At 57.7% G+C, this 18921-nt stretch carries 15 protein-coding genes; 2 read left to right on the forward strand and 13 right to left on the reverse strand.

Annotated features, from left to right (window positions below; genetic code table 11):
* Positions 1-42 precede the first annotated feature (42 nt).
* The 8 genes from ACO0LO_RS12100 to ACO0LO_RS12135 all read right to left on the reverse strand — a co-directional run bounded on the left by ACO0LO_RS12100 (position 43) and on the right by ACO0LO_RS12135 (position 8659).
* Positions 43-633: a hypothetical protein gene (locus tag ACO0LO_RS12100; protein WP_422964478.1), complete on the reverse strand. Its 591-nt coding sequence runs from the start codon at positions 631-633 to the stop codon at positions 43-45.
* On the reverse strand, positions 630-1925 hold the full coding sequence (locus tag ACO0LO_RS12105; RefSeq protein WP_422964479.1) for a D-amino acid dehydrogenase: 1296 nt from the start codon (positions 1923-1925) through the stop codon (positions 630-632). Before ACO0LO_RS12105 ends, ACO0LO_RS12100 begins: the two co-directional genes overlap by 4 nt.
* 32 nt (positions 1926-1957) lie before the next feature.
* The gene (gene alr, locus ACO0LO_RS12110; RefSeq protein WP_422964480.1) at positions 1958-3100 is read right to left on the reverse strand and encodes an alanine racemase; all 1143 of its coding nucleotides are present in this window, start codon (positions 3098-3100) and stop codon (positions 1958-1960) included.
* A 408-nt stretch (positions 3101-3508) separates the two neighbouring features.
* The gene (locus tag ACO0LO_RS12115) at positions 3509-3919 is read right to left on the reverse strand and encodes an NUDIX domain-containing protein (RefSeq protein WP_422964481.1); all 411 of its coding nucleotides are present in this window, start codon (positions 3917-3919) and stop codon (positions 3509-3511) included.
* Positions 3920-3973: 54 nt separating this feature from the next.
* Positions 3974-4843, reverse strand: a complete 870-nt coding sequence (locus tag ACO0LO_RS12120; protein WP_422964482.1) for an ATP-binding protein — start codon at positions 4841-4843, stop codon at positions 3974-3976.
* A gap of 37 nt (positions 4844-4880) precedes the next feature.
* Positions 4881-6119 carry a bifunctional glutamate N-acetyltransferase/amino-acid acetyltransferase ArgJ gene (argJ, locus tag ACO0LO_RS12125; protein WP_422964483.1) on the reverse strand — a complete coding sequence of 413 codons (1239 nt, stop codon included), beginning with the start codon at positions 6117-6119 and terminating at the stop codon, positions 4881-4883.
* 134 nt (positions 6120-6253) lie between these two features.
* Positions 6254-7405, reverse strand: a complete 1152-nt coding sequence (locus ACO0LO_RS12130; RefSeq protein WP_422964484.1) for an acyl-CoA dehydrogenase family protein — start codon at positions 7403-7405, stop codon at positions 6254-6256.
* Positions 7406-7462: 57 nt separating this feature from the next.
* On the reverse strand, positions 7463-8659 hold the full coding sequence (locus ACO0LO_RS12135) for an acyl-CoA dehydrogenase family protein (RefSeq protein ID WP_422964485.1): 1197 nt from the start codon (positions 8657-8659) through the stop codon (positions 7463-7465).
* 213 nt (positions 8660-8872) lie between these two features.
* On the opposite strand from ACO0LO_RS12135, the gene ACO0LO_RS12140 reads away from it, so the two are divergent.
* Entirely contained in the window at positions 8873-9688 is an 816-nt protein-coding gene (locus tag ACO0LO_RS12140; protein WP_422964486.1) for an IclR family transcriptional regulator, read from the forward strand.
* A 27-nt stretch (positions 9689-9715) separates the two neighbouring features.
* Here ACO0LO_RS12140 and ACO0LO_RS12145 read toward each other — a convergent pair whose 3' ends face one another.
* The 5 genes from ACO0LO_RS12145 to ACO0LO_RS12165 all read right to left on the reverse strand — a co-directional run bounded on the left by ACO0LO_RS12145 (position 9716) and on the right by ACO0LO_RS12165 (position 18341).
* A complete protein-coding gene (locus tag ACO0LO_RS12145) occupies positions 9716-11314 on the reverse strand; it encodes a CHASE domain-containing protein (RefSeq protein ID WP_422964487.1) in 1599 nt (532 codons plus the stop codon).
* On the reverse strand, positions 11311-12099 hold the full coding sequence (locus tag ACO0LO_RS12150) for a substrate-binding periplasmic protein (protein ID WP_422964705.1): 789 nt from the start codon (positions 12097-12099) through the stop codon (positions 11311-11313). The genes ACO0LO_RS12145 and ACO0LO_RS12150 overlap by 4 nt, the downstream gene beginning before the upstream one ends.
* Before the next feature lie 243 nt (positions 12100-12342).
* On the reverse strand, positions 12343-14058 hold the full coding sequence (gene ybaL, locus ACO0LO_RS12155) for a YbaL family putative K(+) efflux transporter (protein ID WP_422964488.1): 1716 nt from the start codon (positions 14056-14058) through the stop codon (positions 12343-12345).
* Positions 14059-14372: 314 nt separating this feature from the next.
* Positions 14373-17138 carry a preprotein translocase subunit SecA gene (secA, locus tag ACO0LO_RS12160; protein WP_422964489.1) on the reverse strand — a complete coding sequence of 922 codons (2766 nt, stop codon included), beginning with the start codon at positions 17136-17138 and terminating at the stop codon, positions 14373-14375.
* Positions 17139-17387: 249 nt separating this feature from the next.
* Positions 17388-18341: a M23 family metallopeptidase gene (locus tag ACO0LO_RS12165; protein ID WP_422964490.1), complete on the reverse strand. Its 954-nt coding sequence runs from the start codon at positions 18339-18341 to the stop codon at positions 17388-17390.
* Between the two features lie 64 nt (positions 18342-18405).
* Between ACO0LO_RS12165 and ACO0LO_RS12170 the strand changes: the two genes are divergently transcribed.
* Positions 18406-18906: a DciA family protein gene (locus ACO0LO_RS12170; RefSeq protein ID WP_422964491.1), complete on the forward strand. Its 501-nt coding sequence runs from the start codon at positions 18406-18408 to the stop codon at positions 18904-18906.
* Positions 18907-18921 lie beyond the last annotated feature (15 nt).

Consider the following 18921-nt stretch of genomic DNA (forward strand, 5'->3'; position numbering starts at 1 on the left):
AGGCTCCGCCGTGGAAAAGCGGGTGGGCAAGCCTCCATCATATCAGTATGGCTCGGGAATATAGCCGCGCGGACGTGCGTTGTAGGAACGGAAGCTGGTCGTGGACGCCAGGCCACGCAAGCGCCCCAAGTCGAATTGCTCCAGCTGTTGCAGCACCGCGCGGTTCACCGTCATCTTGACCTGCATCATCAGCAGATCCACGCTTTGCTGGCTGGAGCTGCGCGACTTGGGCTTGACCGCATCATCAATGTCTCCCTCAGCCTCCGCCTTGGCGTCTGCTTTTTCAACTGCTTTTTGCGCTGCCTTGGCAATGGCCTTTTCCTCTGCCAGAGAAAAACAGCGATAGACATCGGCCAGCGTTATCACGCCGTTGCAGCCGCGGCAATGCCAGGCATCCTTTTCCTTGGCGTCGCGCGAGACCAGGCCTTCCTTGCTCAGCGTGGACAGGATGGACCGCACAAGGCGCGGCGTGCGGCCGGTGGTCTGCGCCAGCGCCGCCGCAGTTGCCGTACGCGGCATCACCATGACGATCTGCGCCAGCAATTCTATCGCCGTATAAAACCGCATGTTCAAGCTGGGGTCGGCAAAGATTTCGGTACAGGAAATCAGCTGTTCGCGTTCTAACTGGTTCATGACTGCAGCTCCCCGGACACGATGATAGGACGATTGGCGCTGCCATAACGATCCATGAATAAACCTTGCGTCGCGATTTCCGGGCGTTTACCCGAAACCACGTCGGCGATCATGCGGCCGGAGCCGGCAGCCATCGTCCAGCCCAGGGTGCCATGGCCGGTATTCAGGAACAGGTTGCGGTAAGGCGTAGGGCCCACTACCGGTGTGCCGTCCGGCGTCATCGGCCGCAGGCCGCACCAGAATTCCGCTTTTGCCACGTCGCCACCGCCCGGGAACAGGTCGGTTACAGAATGCTCAAGCGTATCGCGTCTGTCCTTGCGCAATTCCAGGTTGTAACCGGCGATTTCCGCTGTGCCACCAACGCGGATGCGGTCGCCCAGGCGAGTAATGGCGACCTTGAAGGTTTCGTCCATCACCGTCGATTCGGGAGCACGCTGCGCGTCGGTAATCGGCACCGTGATCGAGTATCCCTTGATAGGATAGACCGGGATTTTGATGCCCAGTTCGCGCAGCAGAATAGGCGAGTAACTGCCCAGCGCCAGCACATAACGGTCGGCCGTCATGTCGCCAGCGGAAGTCTGCACGCCGGTAATACGGTCGCCTTCTTTCAAAATGCGCTTGATACTGACACCGTACTGGAATTTAACGCCCAGCTCTTCTGCCAGCCTGGAAAGGTTTTGGGTAAACTTGAAGCAGTCGCCCGTCTCATCACCGGGCAGGCGCAACGCGCCTACAAATTTCTGCTGCACGTTCGCCAGCGCAGGCTCTATCGCCAGGCAGCCTGCCTTGTCCAGCACTTCATACGGCACGTCGTAGCGCTTCAGGATGTCAATATCAGTTGCCGAACCATCCAGTTGCTGCTGGTTGCGGAACAGCTGCATGGTGCCCTGCGTACGCTCGTCGTAATGGATGCCGGTGTCAGCGCGCAGTTGCTGCAGGCAATCGCGGCTGTATTCGGCCAGCCTCAGCATGCGGCCCTTGTTGATTTCATAGCGCGCGGTCGTGCAGTTCATCAGCATCTGCGTGACCCAGCGCCACATATGCGGATCCAGGCTGGGGCGTATCGCCAGAGGGCTGTGCTTCATCAGCAGCCACTTGACGGCCTTCAGCGGCACGCCGGGGCCGGCCCAAGGCGCCGAGTATCCCGGCGATACTTCGCCTGCATTGCCATAGCTGGTTTCCAGACCGGCTGCGGCCTGCCGCTCTACCACGGTCACCTCGTGTCCCGCCTTGGCCAGATAATAAGCCGACGCGGTACCGATGACGCCCGCTCCTAAAATCAATACCTTCATTCGTACTCCCCCGAAAGCCTGGTCTCGCTGAATTAACTTGTATGACTGATGGTCTGTTGTTGATCAGCGGATGTATCCATGTAATGGCGCTGATAACGCAATCCCAGGCTGGTTAAAATTTCGTAGCCTATGGTGCCTGCACGTTCCGCTACCTGGTCGGCTGTATTTTTTGTAGAAATCAGATCGACCAGTGCTCCCGGATAAAGGAGTTCCAGTGCAACATCGCTTACGTCTAGTGTAATGGTGTCCATGGAGACATTGCCCACCATGGGTGCAGGCTTGTCTCCTATATAGACGATGCCTCGGTTGCTGAGGCTGCGCAGCCAGCCATCTGCATAGCCGACTGCGACAGTCGCGATACGGCGAACCTGCGAGCTGCGATAGGTAAGGCTATAGCCTACTCCCGTGCCGGAGGCAATTTCGCGTGTCTGTATGATCTTTCCCTGCAGGTGGACTACCGGCTGCAAGGGATTAGCCTGCCCGGCAACCGGCGTCAGCCCATACAGCGCCGCACCGGGCCGCGCCAGGTCGAAATGGAAATCGGGGCCGAGGAAGATACCGGAAGAATTTGCCAGCGTCGCGCGGCAATTGGGCAACTGCGCTCTGAGTGCCTGGAAAGCCTGCAGTTGCTGGCGGTTCATCGGGCTTTGCTGATCTTCGGCACAGGCCAGGTGACTCATCAGGTATTGCAGGTCGATGCCGTCAATGAATTCAGGGTCTGCCAGCCAGGCTTGCACCTCCTGCGCCGACATGCCCATACGCGACATGCCGGTGTCCAATTGAATAATCGCCGGCAAGGCGGTTTGCCTTTGCTGGGCCAGTTCGCGCCAGGCCGCTATCTGCTGGCAGCTGTTCAACACGGGAATGCAGCGGTGCTCGATAAATTCGGCTTCATAGCCGACCGGCGAACCATGCATGACATAAATACTGGCCTGCTCAGGCAGATACGGGCGCAGTGTGATTGCCTCATCAAGATGGGCAACGAAGAAATGGCGGCAGCCTTCGGTGAACAGTGCTTCAGAGATGCGGATCGCGCCCAGCCCATAAGCGTCTGCCTTGACCGCCGCGCCGCACTGCGCTGAACCGAGCCGGCTGCGCAGCAAGCGATAGTTACTGCGCACCGCACCCAAATCTATCGTCAGTATGGCTCCCGCCCGTCCTGCTGCTTGCTGCATCAAACTCTCTCCGTTTTGAAACATGCTGCTTTTAAGCTTTTTATAAGTTATGCCGACGCATCTTTTTGGCCGCGTATTCCCGTCAACATGGGTTTTGTTATAGCAAAGCCCGTGCCACAAAATTTTATTGATAAAATTCAAGTGCTTAAGAAATTTTCATCGGAATAATGGAAATTTAACTGTACACATTTCAATACAGTGATTTTTTGCTTTGCAGTAAAGTGACAGTATAGCTTCTATGGTGTAGTCAAATTCAAACACTGTATCAATTTAAATACAGTGTAATGAAAACGATACATTGCCAAAAATTGATTTACCACTTGCACTTGCTCAAGCGAAAATAGCCCGGCAGTGAGGATACCAATTGAAAAGAATATGCACCACCGCGGGCTAGCGCATGTATAAAACTCAGGAAGAAAAATTCTTCTGAGCGCGGAAATCGTCCAGCCATTCCAGCAAAGGAATAGTGGCAGGCAATAATGGGGTCAGAGCCACATTACCCTGCCAGGCAAACGCCTGCCCTTCCAGGCTTTGAGGTTCGCCCTGCCATTCGCGGCTGATATAAAAATGCAGGTGGACGTGGGCGTGTGGATAAACGTGTTCTATGCAGCACCAGGGCTCCGCCGACAATACGGTGATGCCAAGCTCCTCCAGGAATTCCCGCTTCAGCGCATCGAGGACGCTTTCATTCAGCTCAACTTTCCCACCGGGAAATTCCCAATAGCCTTCATACGGTTTGCCGGCAGGGCGCTGGCCTAACAATACGTCGCCATCCGGCTTCAGCAAGATGCCTACCGCAACATCAACAGGTTTGGACATGGAAATCTATTAAGAGAGTGATACCAGCCGCAGGCGTGCGGCCGGCGGATACATTCAGGCTTCGGCCAGCTTGCCGGCGTGATCCTTGGCAAATTGCCAGGCAACCCGCCCTGAGCGTGAACCTCGCTGCAATGCCCAGCGTAACGCGTCACCGCGCGCAGCCTCGATCTGGGCAGCATCGCACCCCATCGTCTGCAGCCAGTGCGCGACGATATCGAGGTAGTCGTCTTGCTTGAACGGATAAAACGACACCCACAGGCCGAAGCGTTCGGACAACGAAATTTTTTCTTCCACCGTCTCGCCCGGATGCAGGTCACCATCGTCGCCGTGCTTATAGCTGGCATTGTCGGACATTTTTTCCGGCAACAGATGGCGCCTGTTGGACGTCGCATAGATCAGCACGTTGTCGGATTGCGCGGCGACACTGCCGTCCAGCGCCACTTTCAACGCCTTGTAGCCAGCCTCGCCTTCCTCAAAAGACAGGTCGTCGCAAAAGATGATGAAACGTTCGGGCCGGTCTGCGACCAGATCGACGATATCCGGCAAATCGGCCAGATCACCCTTGTCGACTTCAATGAGCCTCAGTCCCTGGTCCGCAAAGCGATTCAGGCAGGCTTTGATCAGAGACGATTTTCCCGTGCCGCGCGCGCCGGTCAGCAAGACGTTGTTGGCCGGCTTGCCATGAACAAACTGTAAGGTGTTCTGTTCTATCTGCTTTTTTTGCGTCGATATATTATGCAGGTCGTCCAGCGCAATGCCGGACGCATGCCTGACTGCCTGCAAATAACCCTGTCCACCGCGTTTGCGCCAGCGGAAGGCGCTGGCCGCCTGCCAATCAGGGGTGCGGTGCGCGGCAGGCAATATGGCTTCAAGGCGCGTCAGCAGCGATTCCGCGCGGGATAAAAACTGGTCTAGTTGCGTCATAGTGCCAACACCGGCTTGAACAACAAAGTCGCCGCCATCAGGAACGATAGTCAGCGTTGATGGATACATACTCATGCGACAGATCGCAGGTCCAGACGGTGGCTTCTGCGTTGCCGCGTGCCAGTTTCACGCGTATCGTGATCTCGCTCTGCTTCATCACGCGTTGGCCGTCTTCCTCGCGGTAGTCGGGATTGCGGCCGCCGTTTTTCGCCACCCACACGTCGTCCAGATACAGATTGAGCCGGCTGACATCCAGGTCGTTCACGCCGGCATAGCCTATTGCAGCCAGGATGCGGCCCAGATTGGGATCGGAGGCGAAGAAGGCAGTTTTTACCAGTGGGGAATGCGCGATCGAGTAAGCAATTTTACGGCACTCTTCCGCATCCAGCCCTTCTTCCACCGTAATGGTCATGAATTTGGTGGCACCCTCGCCGTCACGAATGATCATTTGCGCCAGCTTTTGCGACAGTGCAATCACGGCGTCCGCCAATGCCCTGTATTCCGGACTGTCCACTTCATTGACTTCCAGGCCGGACGCGCCGGTGGCGATCAGCATGAACGAATCATTGGTGGACGTATCGCCGTCTATCGTGATGCAATTGAAGGATTTATCGGCCGCCTGCTTGACCAGGTGATCCAGCACCGGCTGAGCAACCTTCGCATCCATGGCCAGATAGCCCAACATGGTTGCCATGTTCGGCTTGATCATGCCGGCACCCTTGCTGATGCCCGTCATCGTCACTGTGACGCCGTTGATGACCACCGTAGCCGAAGCCGCCTTGGGCTGGGTGTCGGTCGTCATGATAGTTTCTGCCGCCAGATACCAGTTATCTTCCTTGAGGTTGGCAATCGCCTTGGGCAGACCGGCGGCAAGTCGGTCGACCGGCAAGGGTTCCAGGATCACACCGGTGGAAAACGGCAATATCTGCGACGCGTCGCAACCCAGCAGATCGGCCAGGGCGACACAGGTTTCGTTGGCGGCAACCAGTCCGGCATCGCCGGTTCCGGCGTTAGCATTCCCCGTATTCACTACCAGCGCCCGTATCGGCGAACTGGAAATACGCAGGGCTTCCAGATGAGCCTTGCACACCTGCACCGGCGCAGCACAAAAGCGGTTAGTCGTAAACACGCCTGACACGGTTGCGGTGGGCGCCAGCGCCATGACCAGCACGTCCTTGCGGTTAGGCTTCTTGATGCCGGCCTCGGCAAAGCCGAGCTGTATGCCGGCAACAGGTTTCAAATCGGAAGCGACGGGAAGTGGGGAATTGACGGCCATGATAATCCTAGCAATGAAATCAAGCCGTTATTGTAGGGCATTTTGCTGCTTTTCGAGAGGTGTGCTAAGCAGCCCTCCCACAAAAAGAATCCGCCGCCGGTAAAGCCGTAAATCCAGCTTTGCCGGCGGAAAGACTAGGCAAGCTGGGCGGCGTATTTCTCCAGATGATGGTCGGCGCTACCGAACTGCAGCTCTATCGCCATCAGCCGCTTGAAGAAATGGCTGACATCCAGTTCATCGGTCACACCCATGCCTCCATGCAGCTGCACGGCCTGCTGGCCGACAAAACGGCAGGCCTGGCCTATCACCACTTTGGCGGCGGACATCGCCGCGCTTCGCAATGCCGCATCTTCATCCTCGCAGCGTACCGCCGCCAGGTAGGCCATGGAGCGGGCCTGTTCGATATGCAGCACCATGTCCGCCATCCTGTGTTGCAAGGCCTGGAACTTGGCAATAGGAGAACCGAACTGTTTGCGGTCCTTGGCATATTGTATGGTTGCCGCCAGCAGCTTATCCAAAGCACCCACGGCCTCGGCGCAGATTGCCGCCAGGCCGGCATCCAGCACCAGGCCCAGCGCCTTTTCCGCACCGTCGGCTACATCAACTGCACTGCGCTCGCCCAGCATTGCCGCCGCAGGAACAAACACCTGGTCCAGCCATAGCTCGCAGGCAGGGATGCCGTCCACCGTTGTGTAAGGCAACCGGCGCAGGCCAGGTGTATCGCGCGGCACGGCAAATACGGCCAGCGGCCCCTGCTGTCCTGCAGCGGCCAGCCTTGTCGTCACCAGCAGCAGGTCAGCGGAGGTGCCGTGCGGCAGCACGCTTTTATGGCCGGTGAGCACATAGCCTTCCCCCAACGGCCAGGCCCGGGTTTCGATCGCGCTCCAGTCGTAGCGGGTCGCCGGCTCGTCATGTGCGAGTACCGCGATCTGTTCGCCGGCGGCCAGTGCAGGCAACAAGGCGGCGCATTGCTGCGCAGTGCCTAGCGCGCTCACCGCGCGGCTAGCCAGCACCGCGCTGGACAGATAGGGCTCCAGCACCAGTCCGGCTCCCAGCGCGGACATCACGAGCATGGTTTCCAGCGGGCCTCCGCCCAGGCCGCCATGCTCCTCGGGCACATTGATCGCCAAAAGGCCGAGGTCGGCGAAACCTTGCCAGATTTCACGGCTGAAACCATCAGGCTGGCGCCGGACACCCTGGCGCTTCTCAAAACCATATTCCTTCGCAATAAACCGCTGCGTTGTATCCAGCAGCATCTGCTGCTCTTCACTAAAACTGAAATCCATATCTTCTCCTGAACGGCTTCGCGCCTGGGTTCGCCTGCTGACCGCTTAAAGCTCAGCTTAAAGGCCAAGTATCATCTGCGCGATGATGTTCTTTTGTATTTCGTTGGAACCGCCGTAAATCGACAATTTGCGCATGTTCAGATAATTCGCCGCCAGCGGCGTCGCATAGAAAGGTCCCGCCGCATCGCCCTGATAGCCGGCAGCCATCGCATCGCGCCGCAGCGGCAGCGCATAGCTGCCAACAGCCTGAGTCAGCAGCTCGGTGATTGCCTGCTGTATTTCCGTGCCCTTGATTTTCAGGATCGATGCTTCCGGCCCCGGTGTGCGGCGCTGCTCTTCCGCAGACAGCACGCGCAGATTGGTGATTTCCAACGCCACGAGATCGATTTCCACCTGCGCGATCCGTGCAGAAAACAAGGGGTCCTTGATCAGCGGTTTGCCGTTCTTGATTTCCAGCGACGCAATGCGCTTGAGACGCGCCAGTTCGCGCTTGGCGATGCCTATGCCGGCAATGTTCGTGCGCTCATGGCCCAGCAGAAATTTGGCGTAGGTCCAGCCCTGGTTTTCCTGCCCCACCAGGTTTTCTGCGGGCACGCGCACATTCTCCAGCCAAACCTCGTTGACTTCGTGCGCGCCGTCCATCGTGATGATGGGCCGTACCGTGACTCCCGGCGATTTCATGTCGATGAGCAAAAAGGAAATGCCGCGCTGCGGCTTCACCTCGGTGTCGGTGCGCACCAGGCAAAAAATCCAGTCGGCATACTGCGCTTGCGTCGTCCAGGTTTTCTGCCCGTTGACGACATAACTGCCTCCATCGCGGACCGCACTGGTTTTCACCGATGCCAGATCCGAGCCGGAGCCCGGCTCGGAATAACCCTGGCACCACCATTCCTGGCCGGACAGGATGTTCGGCAAGAAGCGCTGCTGCTGCGCCGGAGAGCCGAACGCCATGATCACCGGGGCGACCATCTTCACGCCGAACGGGATGATGCGCGGCGCACCGGCTGCAGCACATTCTTCTTCGAATATATATTTTTTCACCGCCGACCAGCCGGTACCGCCGAATTCCGCCGCCCACGAAGATCCGCCCCAGCCTTGCGCATGCAAGGCCGCCTGCCAGCGCACATAATCATCGCGCTCCAGGATCAGGCCGTTGACGACCTTGTACTGAATATCGGCGGGCAATGCGCGCGCCACGAAGTCCCGCACCTGCTGCCGGAACGCATTGTCTTCTGCTGTGAAATTAAGATTCATACACCCTCGTCTCTGGCGCCGCACATCCGCTCCCGAATGCACAACCGTCTTGTTTTTCTTCGAATTTTTGAAAATTCTGCAATGCAGAATTTGATTCCAAAAATATAGATAAACTTTATGTGCTCTGCTAAGCTATGTCAAGCTTGGGAGAGCAGCCTTTCATTCATTGCTGAAAGCCTCCACCCCTGATCCACCATCAACCAAACAGACATTATGGACGACAACACACAAGCTCTCCCTGCGCCGCGCAACCCCAATGCCAAGGAAGACCGGCATTTCGTCACCGCGCTGGCGCGCGGCCTGGATATCCTGGCCTGTTTCCGCTCCGGCGACCGGCTGCTGGGCAATCAGGAACTGGCTGAACGCAGCAAACTCCCTAAATCCACAGTATCAAGGCTGACGTATACGTTGACCAAGCTGGGCTATCTGGACTATGTAGACCACCGTGCCAAGTACCGGCTGGGATCGGCGTCGCTCGCGCTCGGCAGTGCGATGCTGGCGCGGATGGACGTACGCCAGCTCGCGCGCCCGCTGATGCAGGAGCTGGCCGATTTTTCGCAGGGCATGGTATCGCTGGGCATGCATGACAGGCTGAGCATGATCTATGTGGAAAACTGTCGCAGCCAGACGGCGCTGACGCTGAGCCTGGACGTAGGCTCGCGTATTCCGGTCGCCACTACGGCGATGGGGCGCGCCTACCTGGCGGAGCTGGACGCGCCGGAACGCGAGCAATTGCTGGACAAGATACGGCTGGCCGATGAGGCAGCATGGGAGCAGGCGCAGCAGGGAATCCAGCAGTCGCTGCAGGAATACCAGGATCTGGCATGCTGCACTTCATTCGGCAGCTGGCAGAAAGACGTCAACGCCATCGCCGTCGCCTTCAAACCGGGCAAGGGCATGGCGCCGGTGTCCATCAACTGCGGCGGCCCCGCCTTCAAGCTGGCGCCGGAATTCCTACTCAATGAAGTCAGGCCGCGCCTGCTGGAACTGGTGCAAAGGATGCGGCATTCTCTGGGCACGCACAGCTGAAGGCGCTATAGATCACAGCGAGCGCCGTCAAGGATGGCGATATAGCTGGACCATATTACGACCCAACTCCTTGGCGCGGTACATCGCGTTATCGGCGTTCCTGGACAGCTCCACCTCATCGGCGCCATGTTCGGGATACAGCACCACACCGGTGCTGGACGACACTTCCAGCACATGTCCACCGGCAATCTCGAACGGCTGGTTCAGCGAGTGACGGATTTTTTCCGCCACTCGCAAAGCATCCTCTTCATGTTCAATCACAGGCAGCAAGACAACGAATTCATCGCCGCCTATGCGGGCAACGGTGTCTGACTCGCGCACGCAATCCTGCATCCTGCCGGCCACAGCACGCAGCAGCATATCGCCGACATGATGCCCAAGGCTGTCATTGACCGGTTTGAAATTATCCAGGTCCAGATACATCAATGCCAGCCGGCCCTTGTCGCGACGGGCCTGCAATATCGCATGATGCAGGCGGTCCTTGAACATCGCGCGGTTGGGCAGGCCAGTCAGGTCATCGTATTGCGCCAGGTAGCGAAAACGCGCTTCACTGGCGCGCAGCTCCTTCGTCATGTCGCGCGCCAGCGCCAGTGCACGCTCACGACCGGTCGCCAATTGCCATGTCAGCAGCCCCAGCAACAGGCTCAATACGAGCCCGGTCACCGCGATCAGTCCCGATTTGTCTTTGCCGACATGCTCTTCGTAGCCCGGTAATGTACTGATGATGATAGTCCACGTATGGCCGCCGTTGGAAACGTATTCAGTCGCCGTGATCTTTTCGGCATCCTTGCTTTGCCCCGGCTGTGTGCGTGTGCGTGCGACAGAATCGTACATCAGCGTATCTGCCGTCGTTTCCACGCCGTCGTAAATCCGGATATCGGTTGCGGGCTGGTTCTCGCCATACAGGCCGGCCATCAGGTCGCCCATGCGGAAAGGCGCAAATATCCAGCCGCGGATGTTGGTCAGCCTGGCCACGGGCGTGTCGTTGACCGCGCCGCTTTTGTAGATGGGGAGATACATCAGGAATTCCGCCTCGCCGGCGCTGCCGGTGCCGCCTGCGACCGGCGCCAGCATCAGCTTCGAAGAAACGGCGACATTGCCCGAATCGCGCGCGCGATCCATTGCCACGCGCTGGCTGGGGTCCGAGTACAGGTCCAGCCCGAGCGCTGCCAGGTTCCGTCCAGTAAAAGGCTCCAGCTGCAAGACCGGCACGTACATCGCATGCAGGCCTTGCGCGCGGATGTCATAACCGGCAAACCCGGCCTCCCGCATCTTCAGCACATGGTCTTCTCTTTGCGATGCCGGCACGGTCGCCGCCATGCCGATACCTTCCATGCCGGCATAGTCGGCGCCCAATTGCAGCGCGCTCACATAAGCGGCAAAGCTTTCGCGCCTTACTTCGCCGGACACCGAATACAGCCCTTGCGCGCCGTGCAATACCTGCTCATAGGCGGCCATCCTTTGCTCAATGCGGCTGCTGACGTCGCGGATATTGAAGTCGAGCGACACATGCAGGTCTAGCGCGGCATTATTTTTTTCATGCCGCCACGCCAGGAAGCTGACGCCCAGCGATATGCACAGGACCAGCAGCACCAACCGGTGCCTGCGTAAACGAGTAAACATCATGCCTGGAAATTTACCATGGAACGGGCCAGTGCGGGATCGAAGTATTTTTCAAAAATCCGCAATACCGTGCCGTCTGCCTGCATCTGCCGCACCAGCGCCTTCCATTTTTTGCGCTCTTGCGGCGGCAGCGATTTGTTGGACATGATCAGCCCATGCGGTATCGCCGGATCCCGGGTCTCGATAATGGCAGTGACATCGCGAATCGATTTATTCGACACCTGCGAATAGTCGAACGGCTCGATGATCATGCCCTGGATGCGGTTTGCAGCCAAGATTTTATACAGCGGATCCAGGCTCGCCGCATACGTGACACGCTGCTGCCTGTTCAGTGCATCCACCAGGCGGTTAGCATTTTTACTATAGCGAAAAGCACGGATCACGCCCAGCCGCAGCGTGCCGTCGGATTCGAAATCCGGCAATTGCAGGATCCCGGCATCCTTGCGCACCAGCAGATAATATTTATTGGAAAAGTACCACGCAAAGCTGGCAAATTTGTCACGCTCTTCGTTGGTGATGCCTGACAGGCTGAAGTCCAGCGCGCCGGATTCTATCAGCTGCCAGATTCGCGCGCGCGGCAGCAAGCTGGTATTGATACGGCATCCGCTGCGGCGGGCCAGCTCATCCGCAAAATCCTTGTCTATGCCGGCGCCGGTTGCTGCCGAATACAGCAAGCCGTGGTCGTGCAAACCCAGCGTCAGCGTGCGCGAGCAGTCCGGGCCGCCGGCCTTCGCTGCCGGGATTGCCGCTGCCGTTGCAGCCTGCGCCCCGGCAAGCTGGCCAGCCATCGACAGTGAAACCATGAGGATGGCGAAGAGGCGGATCGGCTTAAGCATGCTTCTTGAAATCAGTCGGTACAGTACAATAAAACAAAGAGAATCGGGTAAGTCTTAGTCCTACATTCTGCCACAGCCGCACGGCAGGACACGGACATATTTACTACGTCGATACGAAAAAAAAACAGGAAATTTCTCACCCGCAGTTTCCCTGGCGATGCACCTGGCTGCCCTTCACCGCTTCCTGCCGGTGCTCTAGTGAGTGGCCTGCTTCGTGACGGTTTTTGCTGATTTTCTTGACAAGATATAGCTCGTCATATTCAGCGCCAGTTCCGTTTTTCCGACAAATACCTTGCCCGCCCGCTCTTTTTGAAGCAGGGCGGCTTCTTCTTCGCTGGCCGTCCTGACCACGGTTTCAATCGCCGGGTTCAGCGTCAGCGCAGTCTCTATCATCTGGCGTGCATGAAAACTGTCAGGCAGGCTGATCACCAGCATGCCTGCCCTTGCCACATGGGCCTGGATCAGCACTGCGGGTTCCGACGCATCGCCGGCAACGGCGTGCAGTCCCTGTTTGCGCAACTGCTCCACCAGTTCCCGGTTTTGCTCGGCAACGACGACCGTCTGTCCGTCCGCGCGCAAGGCCTCGACGATATGCCGGCCTACCCGGCCATAACCGACCACAATCACATGGCCTGCCAGATGTTCGGAAGCGACTGTCGCCGGCAGCTCGGCAAGCGGATCATCCCTATGCTCCAGCTCCCGCGCGAACTGGGAGCGCGACCGCAGCCAGATCTGCAGCGGTTGTATCAGTTTGAACACCATGGAGTTGAGCGCAATGGAAATAATGGCGCCGGCCAGTATCAGGTTTTGCCCCTGCACCGGTAGCACACCCAGCGAAACGCCGAGGCCGGCCAGGATGAATGAAAATTCGCCTATCTGGGCCAGGCTCGCGGATACCGTCAATGCCGTATTCAACGGATACCGGAACAGCATGACGAGAATAAAAGCGGCCAGCGATTTGCCGAAAACGATGATCGCCACGACCGCCAATACCTGCAAAGGCTGCTGTATCAGCACCATCGGATCGAACAGCATGCCAACCGACACAAAAAACAGCACTGAGAACGCATCCTGCAAGGGCAGCGAATCCTCTGCCGCCCGCAGGCTCAACTCGGATTCACGCAGCACCATGCCGGCAAAAAAAGCACCGAGCGCGAAAGATACGCCGAACAGTGATGCCGATGCGCTGGCAATGCCAACCGCTGCCGCGATCACGCACAAAGTGAACAATTCACGCGAGCCGGTGCGCGCCACATGCCACAGTATCCACGGAAACAGCTTGCGGCCCACCACCAGCATGAAACCGATAAACAGTGCGACCTGTCCCAGAGTTTTGGCGAGCGTCATCCAGATGCCCGGCCCCTCGGCGCCGGCAGGCGCACCGCTACTCATGGCAGCCAGCGGCGGCAGCAAGACCAGCACCAGCACCATGACCAGGTCTTCCACCACCAGCCACCCGACGGCGATGCGGCCATTGACCGAATCGAGCACGCCCTGGCTCTCCAGCGCCTTCAGCAACACCACCGTACTGGCAACAGACAGGGCCAGCCCGAACACGATGCCGGCGCCCAGGTTCCAGCCCCACAGGCTGGCAACGCCCGCCCCCATCGCGGTTGCCACCACGATCTGCACAATCGCGCCGGGCAGCGCAATCCGCTTCACCGACAGCAAATCTTCCAGGGAAAAATGCAGGCCGACGCCAAACATCAGCAGCATCACGCCGATTTCGGCAAGTTGCCCGGCTAGCGCCACATCGGCGACATAACCCGGTGTGGCCGGCCCTATCAGGATGCCGGCGACCAGATAGCCCACCAGCGCAGGCAACTTCATCCTTACAGCAATAAAGCCCAGTATCAGGGCGAAACCGAATGCGGCGGCAATGGTGGTGATCAGCGAGATATTATGATGCATAGGCGTATCGCAACTCCTTCCGTGATGGCGTGCAGCCTGCAAGGCTGCACGGGTGGGATGAGCGTCTTGCCAAAGACATTAGCCTGAACAAGACGATGAAACCGGGCATCGAAACACGGCAACGAAAACAACGAAGAGAGATGGGGTCGGCACGGCCGGCGACATGCCGGAAGACGCTTCTGCAGCTACGCCGCGCACTCACCTGCGTTGCATTATAAAGCAAGCCCGAAGCGGACTTCCGGTTTGGCAACGGCGCGACCGAAATGGAAAAGGGGCAGCCAGGCTGCCCCTCATATCAGCAAAGCATTCGCTTATCAGGCCAGCTTGCCATGGCATTGCTTGTATTTCTTGCCGCTGCCGCAAGGGCAAGGATCGTTGCGGCCTATTTTCAAGCCCTGGTTCAACACCGGTTCGAAAGAAGGATTTTCCGCCACGGCAGTCGGCGCCAGCATTTCTTCCGGCGTTGCATCTGCATCGAAATCGGCGTGCTGGTAATGCACGTTTTCCAGCGCTGGCTGGGCAAACTGCTCTTCCACCGCTTCGATTTCTTCCCGCGACTGTATGCGTACCGTGACAACGGTGCGTACTACCTCGCTCTTGATCAGGTCCAGCATCTGGCCGAACAGTTCAAATGCCTCGCGCTTGTATTCCTGCTTGGGATTCTTCTGCGCATAGCCGCGCAGGTGGATACCCTGGCGCAGATGATCCAGCGCCGCCAGATGTTCGCGCCAGTGGTTATCGATATTCTGCAGCATTACACTACGCTCGAAGCCGCCGAAAGCATCCTTGCCTACCAGCGCAATTTTCGCCTCGTAGGCTTCGTCGGCGGCCTTTTGCACGCGTTCCAGAATGTCGTCATCGTTCAGGTTCTGCTCGTCTTTCAGCATTGCCTGCAGCGGCACGGCCAGTGCCCATTCATTGGCCAGCGTCGCTTCCAGCGCCGGGATATCCCACTGTTCTTCCACCGATTCTTCCGGCACGTAAGTGCGGACGATATCCTGGAACATGCCGCTGCGCAAAGACGACATCAACTCGGAGATGTCCTGCGCCTCCAGCAATTCATTACGCTGCTGGTAAATGACTTTACGCTGATCGTTGGCAACGTCGTCGTATTCCAGCAATTGCTTGCGGATATCGAAGTTGCGCGCCTCGACCTTGCGTTGCGCAGATTCGATGGAGCGCGATACGATGCCCGCTTCAATAGGTTCGCCCTCAGGCATTTTCAGCCTATCCATGATTGCGCGCACACGATCGCCGGCAAAGATGCGCAGCAAGGTATCGTCCAGCGACAGGTAGAAGCGCGAGGAACCGGGATCGCCCTGGCGGCCGGAACGGCCACGCAACTGGTTATCCACACGGCGGGATTCATGACGCTCGGTGCCGATGATGTGCAGGCCGCCGACATTGACTACATGCTCATGCAGCGATTGCCATTCATCGCTCAAGATTTTTGCCCTTTGCTGCTTGTCTGCATCCGACAGGCTGTCGTCGGCTTCGATCAGCTGCACCTGCTTGGCGACATTACCGCCCAGTACGATATCGGTACCCCGGCCCGCCATGTTGGTGGCGATCGTGATGCCTTTAGGTCGTCCTGCCTGCGCAATGATTTCCGCTTCGCGCGCATGCTGCTTCGCATTCAGCACGTTGTGCGGCAAATTGGCCTTCGCCAGGATGCCGGACAGCAGTTCCGAGTTTTCAATCGATGTCGTACCCACCAGTACCGGCTGGCCGCGCTCATAGCAATCCTGGATGTCTTTCAGCATCGCACCGTATTTTTCCTCGGCGGATTTGTAGACCTGATCCTGGCGGTCCTTGCGCTGCGACGGACGGTTCGGCGGAATGACCACGGTTTCGAGTCCGTAGATTTCCTGGAATTCGTAGGCTTCGGTATCGGCCGTGCCTGTCATGCCCGACAGGCGGGTGTACATGCGGAAGTAGTTCTGGAACGTAATCGATGCCAGCGTCTGGTTCTCGTTCTGGATCTTGACGCCTTCCTTCGCTTCCACTGCCTGGTGCAAGCCGTCAGACCAGCGGCGGCCTGTCATCAGGCGGCCGGTGAATTCATCGACGATGATGACTTCATTGTTCTGCACCACGTAATGCTGGTCCTTGAAGTACAGCGCATGCGCGCGCAATGCGGCATATAGATGGTGGATCAGCGTGATATTGGCCGCATCGTACAGCGACGCACCTTCCGGCAGCAGGCCCATCTTGGTCAGGATGCGTTCGGCATTGTCATGGCCTGCTTCGGTCAGCAATACCTGATGGGATTTTTCATCCTTGGTATAGTCACCCGGCACTTCGATCTTGCCTTTGCCGTCCGGCGTCTCTTCGCCGATCTGCAAGGTCAGCAGCTTCGGCACTTCATTGATCTTGTAGTACAGGTCGGTATGGTTCTCCGCCTGGCCGGAAATGATCAGCGGCGTACGCGCTTCATCGATCAGGATGGAATCGACTTCATCGACCACCGCGAAATTCAATATGCGCTGCACGCGGTCCTTGGCTTCGTACACCATGTTGTCGCGCAGGTAGTCGAAACCGAATTCGTTATTGGTGCCGTAGGTAATGTCGGATGCATAAGCGATCTGCTTGGCATCATGGTCCAGCTGCGACAGGTTGATACCGGTGCTCAGGCCCAGCCAGCCATACAGAATGCCCATCCACTCGGCATCCCGCTGTGCCAGGTAATCATTGACCGTCACCACATGCACGCCCTTGCCGGCCAATGCATTCAGGTAGATAGGCAGCGTCGCCATCAGGGTTTTACCCTCGCCAGTGCCCATCTCGGCAATTTTGCCGTAATGCAGCACCATACCGCCTATCATCTGCACGTCGAAATGGCGCATCTTCAGTATGCGTTTGCTGGCCTCGCGGCATACGGCAAAGGCTTCCGGCAGGATGCTGTCCAGTTCCTCGCCTTTGGCGATGCGTTCCTTGAACTCGGGCGTTTTCGCCTGCAATTGCTCATCCGACAAAGCTTCAAGCTGCGGTTCCAGCGCATTGATCTCACGCACTGTTTTTTGGTATTGCTTCAAGAGCCGCTGGTTGCGGCTACCGAATATCTTGGTCAGAAATGACATGCTATGAATGAACTGTGGATTAAGTAAGTACTTGAAAACGCTGCAAGAATCAGTTCAATCGAGTGGGATGGACTTTCTCAGGCAGCAACAAAAAGCGAATGCGGGCTAACTGGCGATTTTACCATGCAGTGCCGGAAACATCAGCAGATACACGGTTTTCGCTACAATTTCACTATCACGACGTGCTGCATGCAACCTCAGGCACGTCGATACCAGAGGCAATTGGTGCTGAAGGCGGCAAAATCAAGCTTATTTTTTGCTCAACTCGGCCAGCGTGGCCTGGCTGGCGCCTGCCTGCAGGAATTTATTCGGGTTTTGCGGCACCCCCTTCAGGTGCACTTCAAAGTGCAAGTGCGAGCCGGTGGAGCGCCCGGTGGAACCGATGTCGGCCACATGCTGGCCGCGCTTGACGATGTCGCCCACCTTCACATAGATACGCGAGGTATGCGCGTAGCGGGTCATGATGTCGCCACCATGGTCGATTTCCAGCATATTGCCGAACTGCGGGTGGAATTCCGCCGCAATCACCACGCCGCCGGCTGCTGCAACGATGGGGGTGCCGGTCGGCGCCGGAAAGTCTATACCCTCATGAAAGGCGCTGCGCCCTGTGAACGGATCCAGCCGCCAGCCGAAGCTGGAGGCACTGTATGTCACATTGACAGGCTGTATCGTCGGCAGCATCTTGGCCTGCACCTTGAGGCCCATCAGCTTGGTTTCCACCACGTTCATGAAGTCGGAGCGGTGTTCCACGTCCTTTTCCATGCCGTCCAGCAGCTGCTGGAATTCCGACATATTCAATTCCTTGGCCGGGCCGCGGCTGGACATTTCCATACCGCCCCTGGCAGGTGCTTCCTTGAAGTTGAATTCCTCGGGCTTGACGCCGGCCAGTCCCTGCACCCGTTCTCCGAGCGCGTCAAGGCGCATCAACTGCGCCTGCATTTCGCCGACCTTGATGGCGAGCGCTGCCAGGTTCTCTTTCAGGTATTTATCCTTGACGCTAGGGTCGCTGACGGTAGCTACAGGCACGAATTCGCGTAGCAGCGGCACATCGCCGCTGGCGAGACGCAAGGTCAGCGCGGCCATCATGGCCGAGCACAGCATGATCAGGAAAAAGAAGGCGAATACGGAAAACAGAACGTGCTTGGTGGTCAGCGTGACCGATTTGGCCTGGGTAAACCGCGAATGCATCAAAATTATTTGCATCTGTTCACTCCGGCATCAGCACCTGGCGCAATCAAGCCCGGACACTTGTGGTAAGGTTCCATCCATGCAGCCATCGTCACCTCCTCCATATCGAATCAACATCAAGCGCACGCGAAAACTCGCGACCACCAGCGGCGCCGCCGATTTTTTGCGTGCCAATGACAAAATCGCGCCCCTGTTGCCCACTATCCGGCGCAACGCTTCTCTACAAAAAGATTGCGGGGCGATACTGCCCGCGATGTTTGATGCTTGCGATGTTTTGCAATTAGCAGAAGGACAACTCACGTTATCCACACCCAATGCCGCACTTGCCAGCAAGCTGAAACAGCAATTACCGAAATTACAAGATGCTTTGCAGCAGCGGGGATGGCAGATTAACGCAATCCGAATTAAAGTACAAGTCAGAAGAATGGTGGAGAGGGCAACGCCCGCCAAGCAGGCGCTGTTATCGAATCAGGCGCTGAAGGCCTTTGACACTCTGGGAACAACGTTGGAAGACACCCCGCAAAATGCGGCGCTGCGCTCGGCGCTGCAAAATCTGGTGCAACGTCACCGTCAGAAATAAGCGCTGCCGATTACC

Source organism: Undibacterium sp. TJN25 (genome assembly GCF_049339885.1).
Lineage (GTDB): Bacteria > Pseudomonadota > Gammaproteobacteria > Burkholderiales > Burkholderiaceae_D > Undibacterium.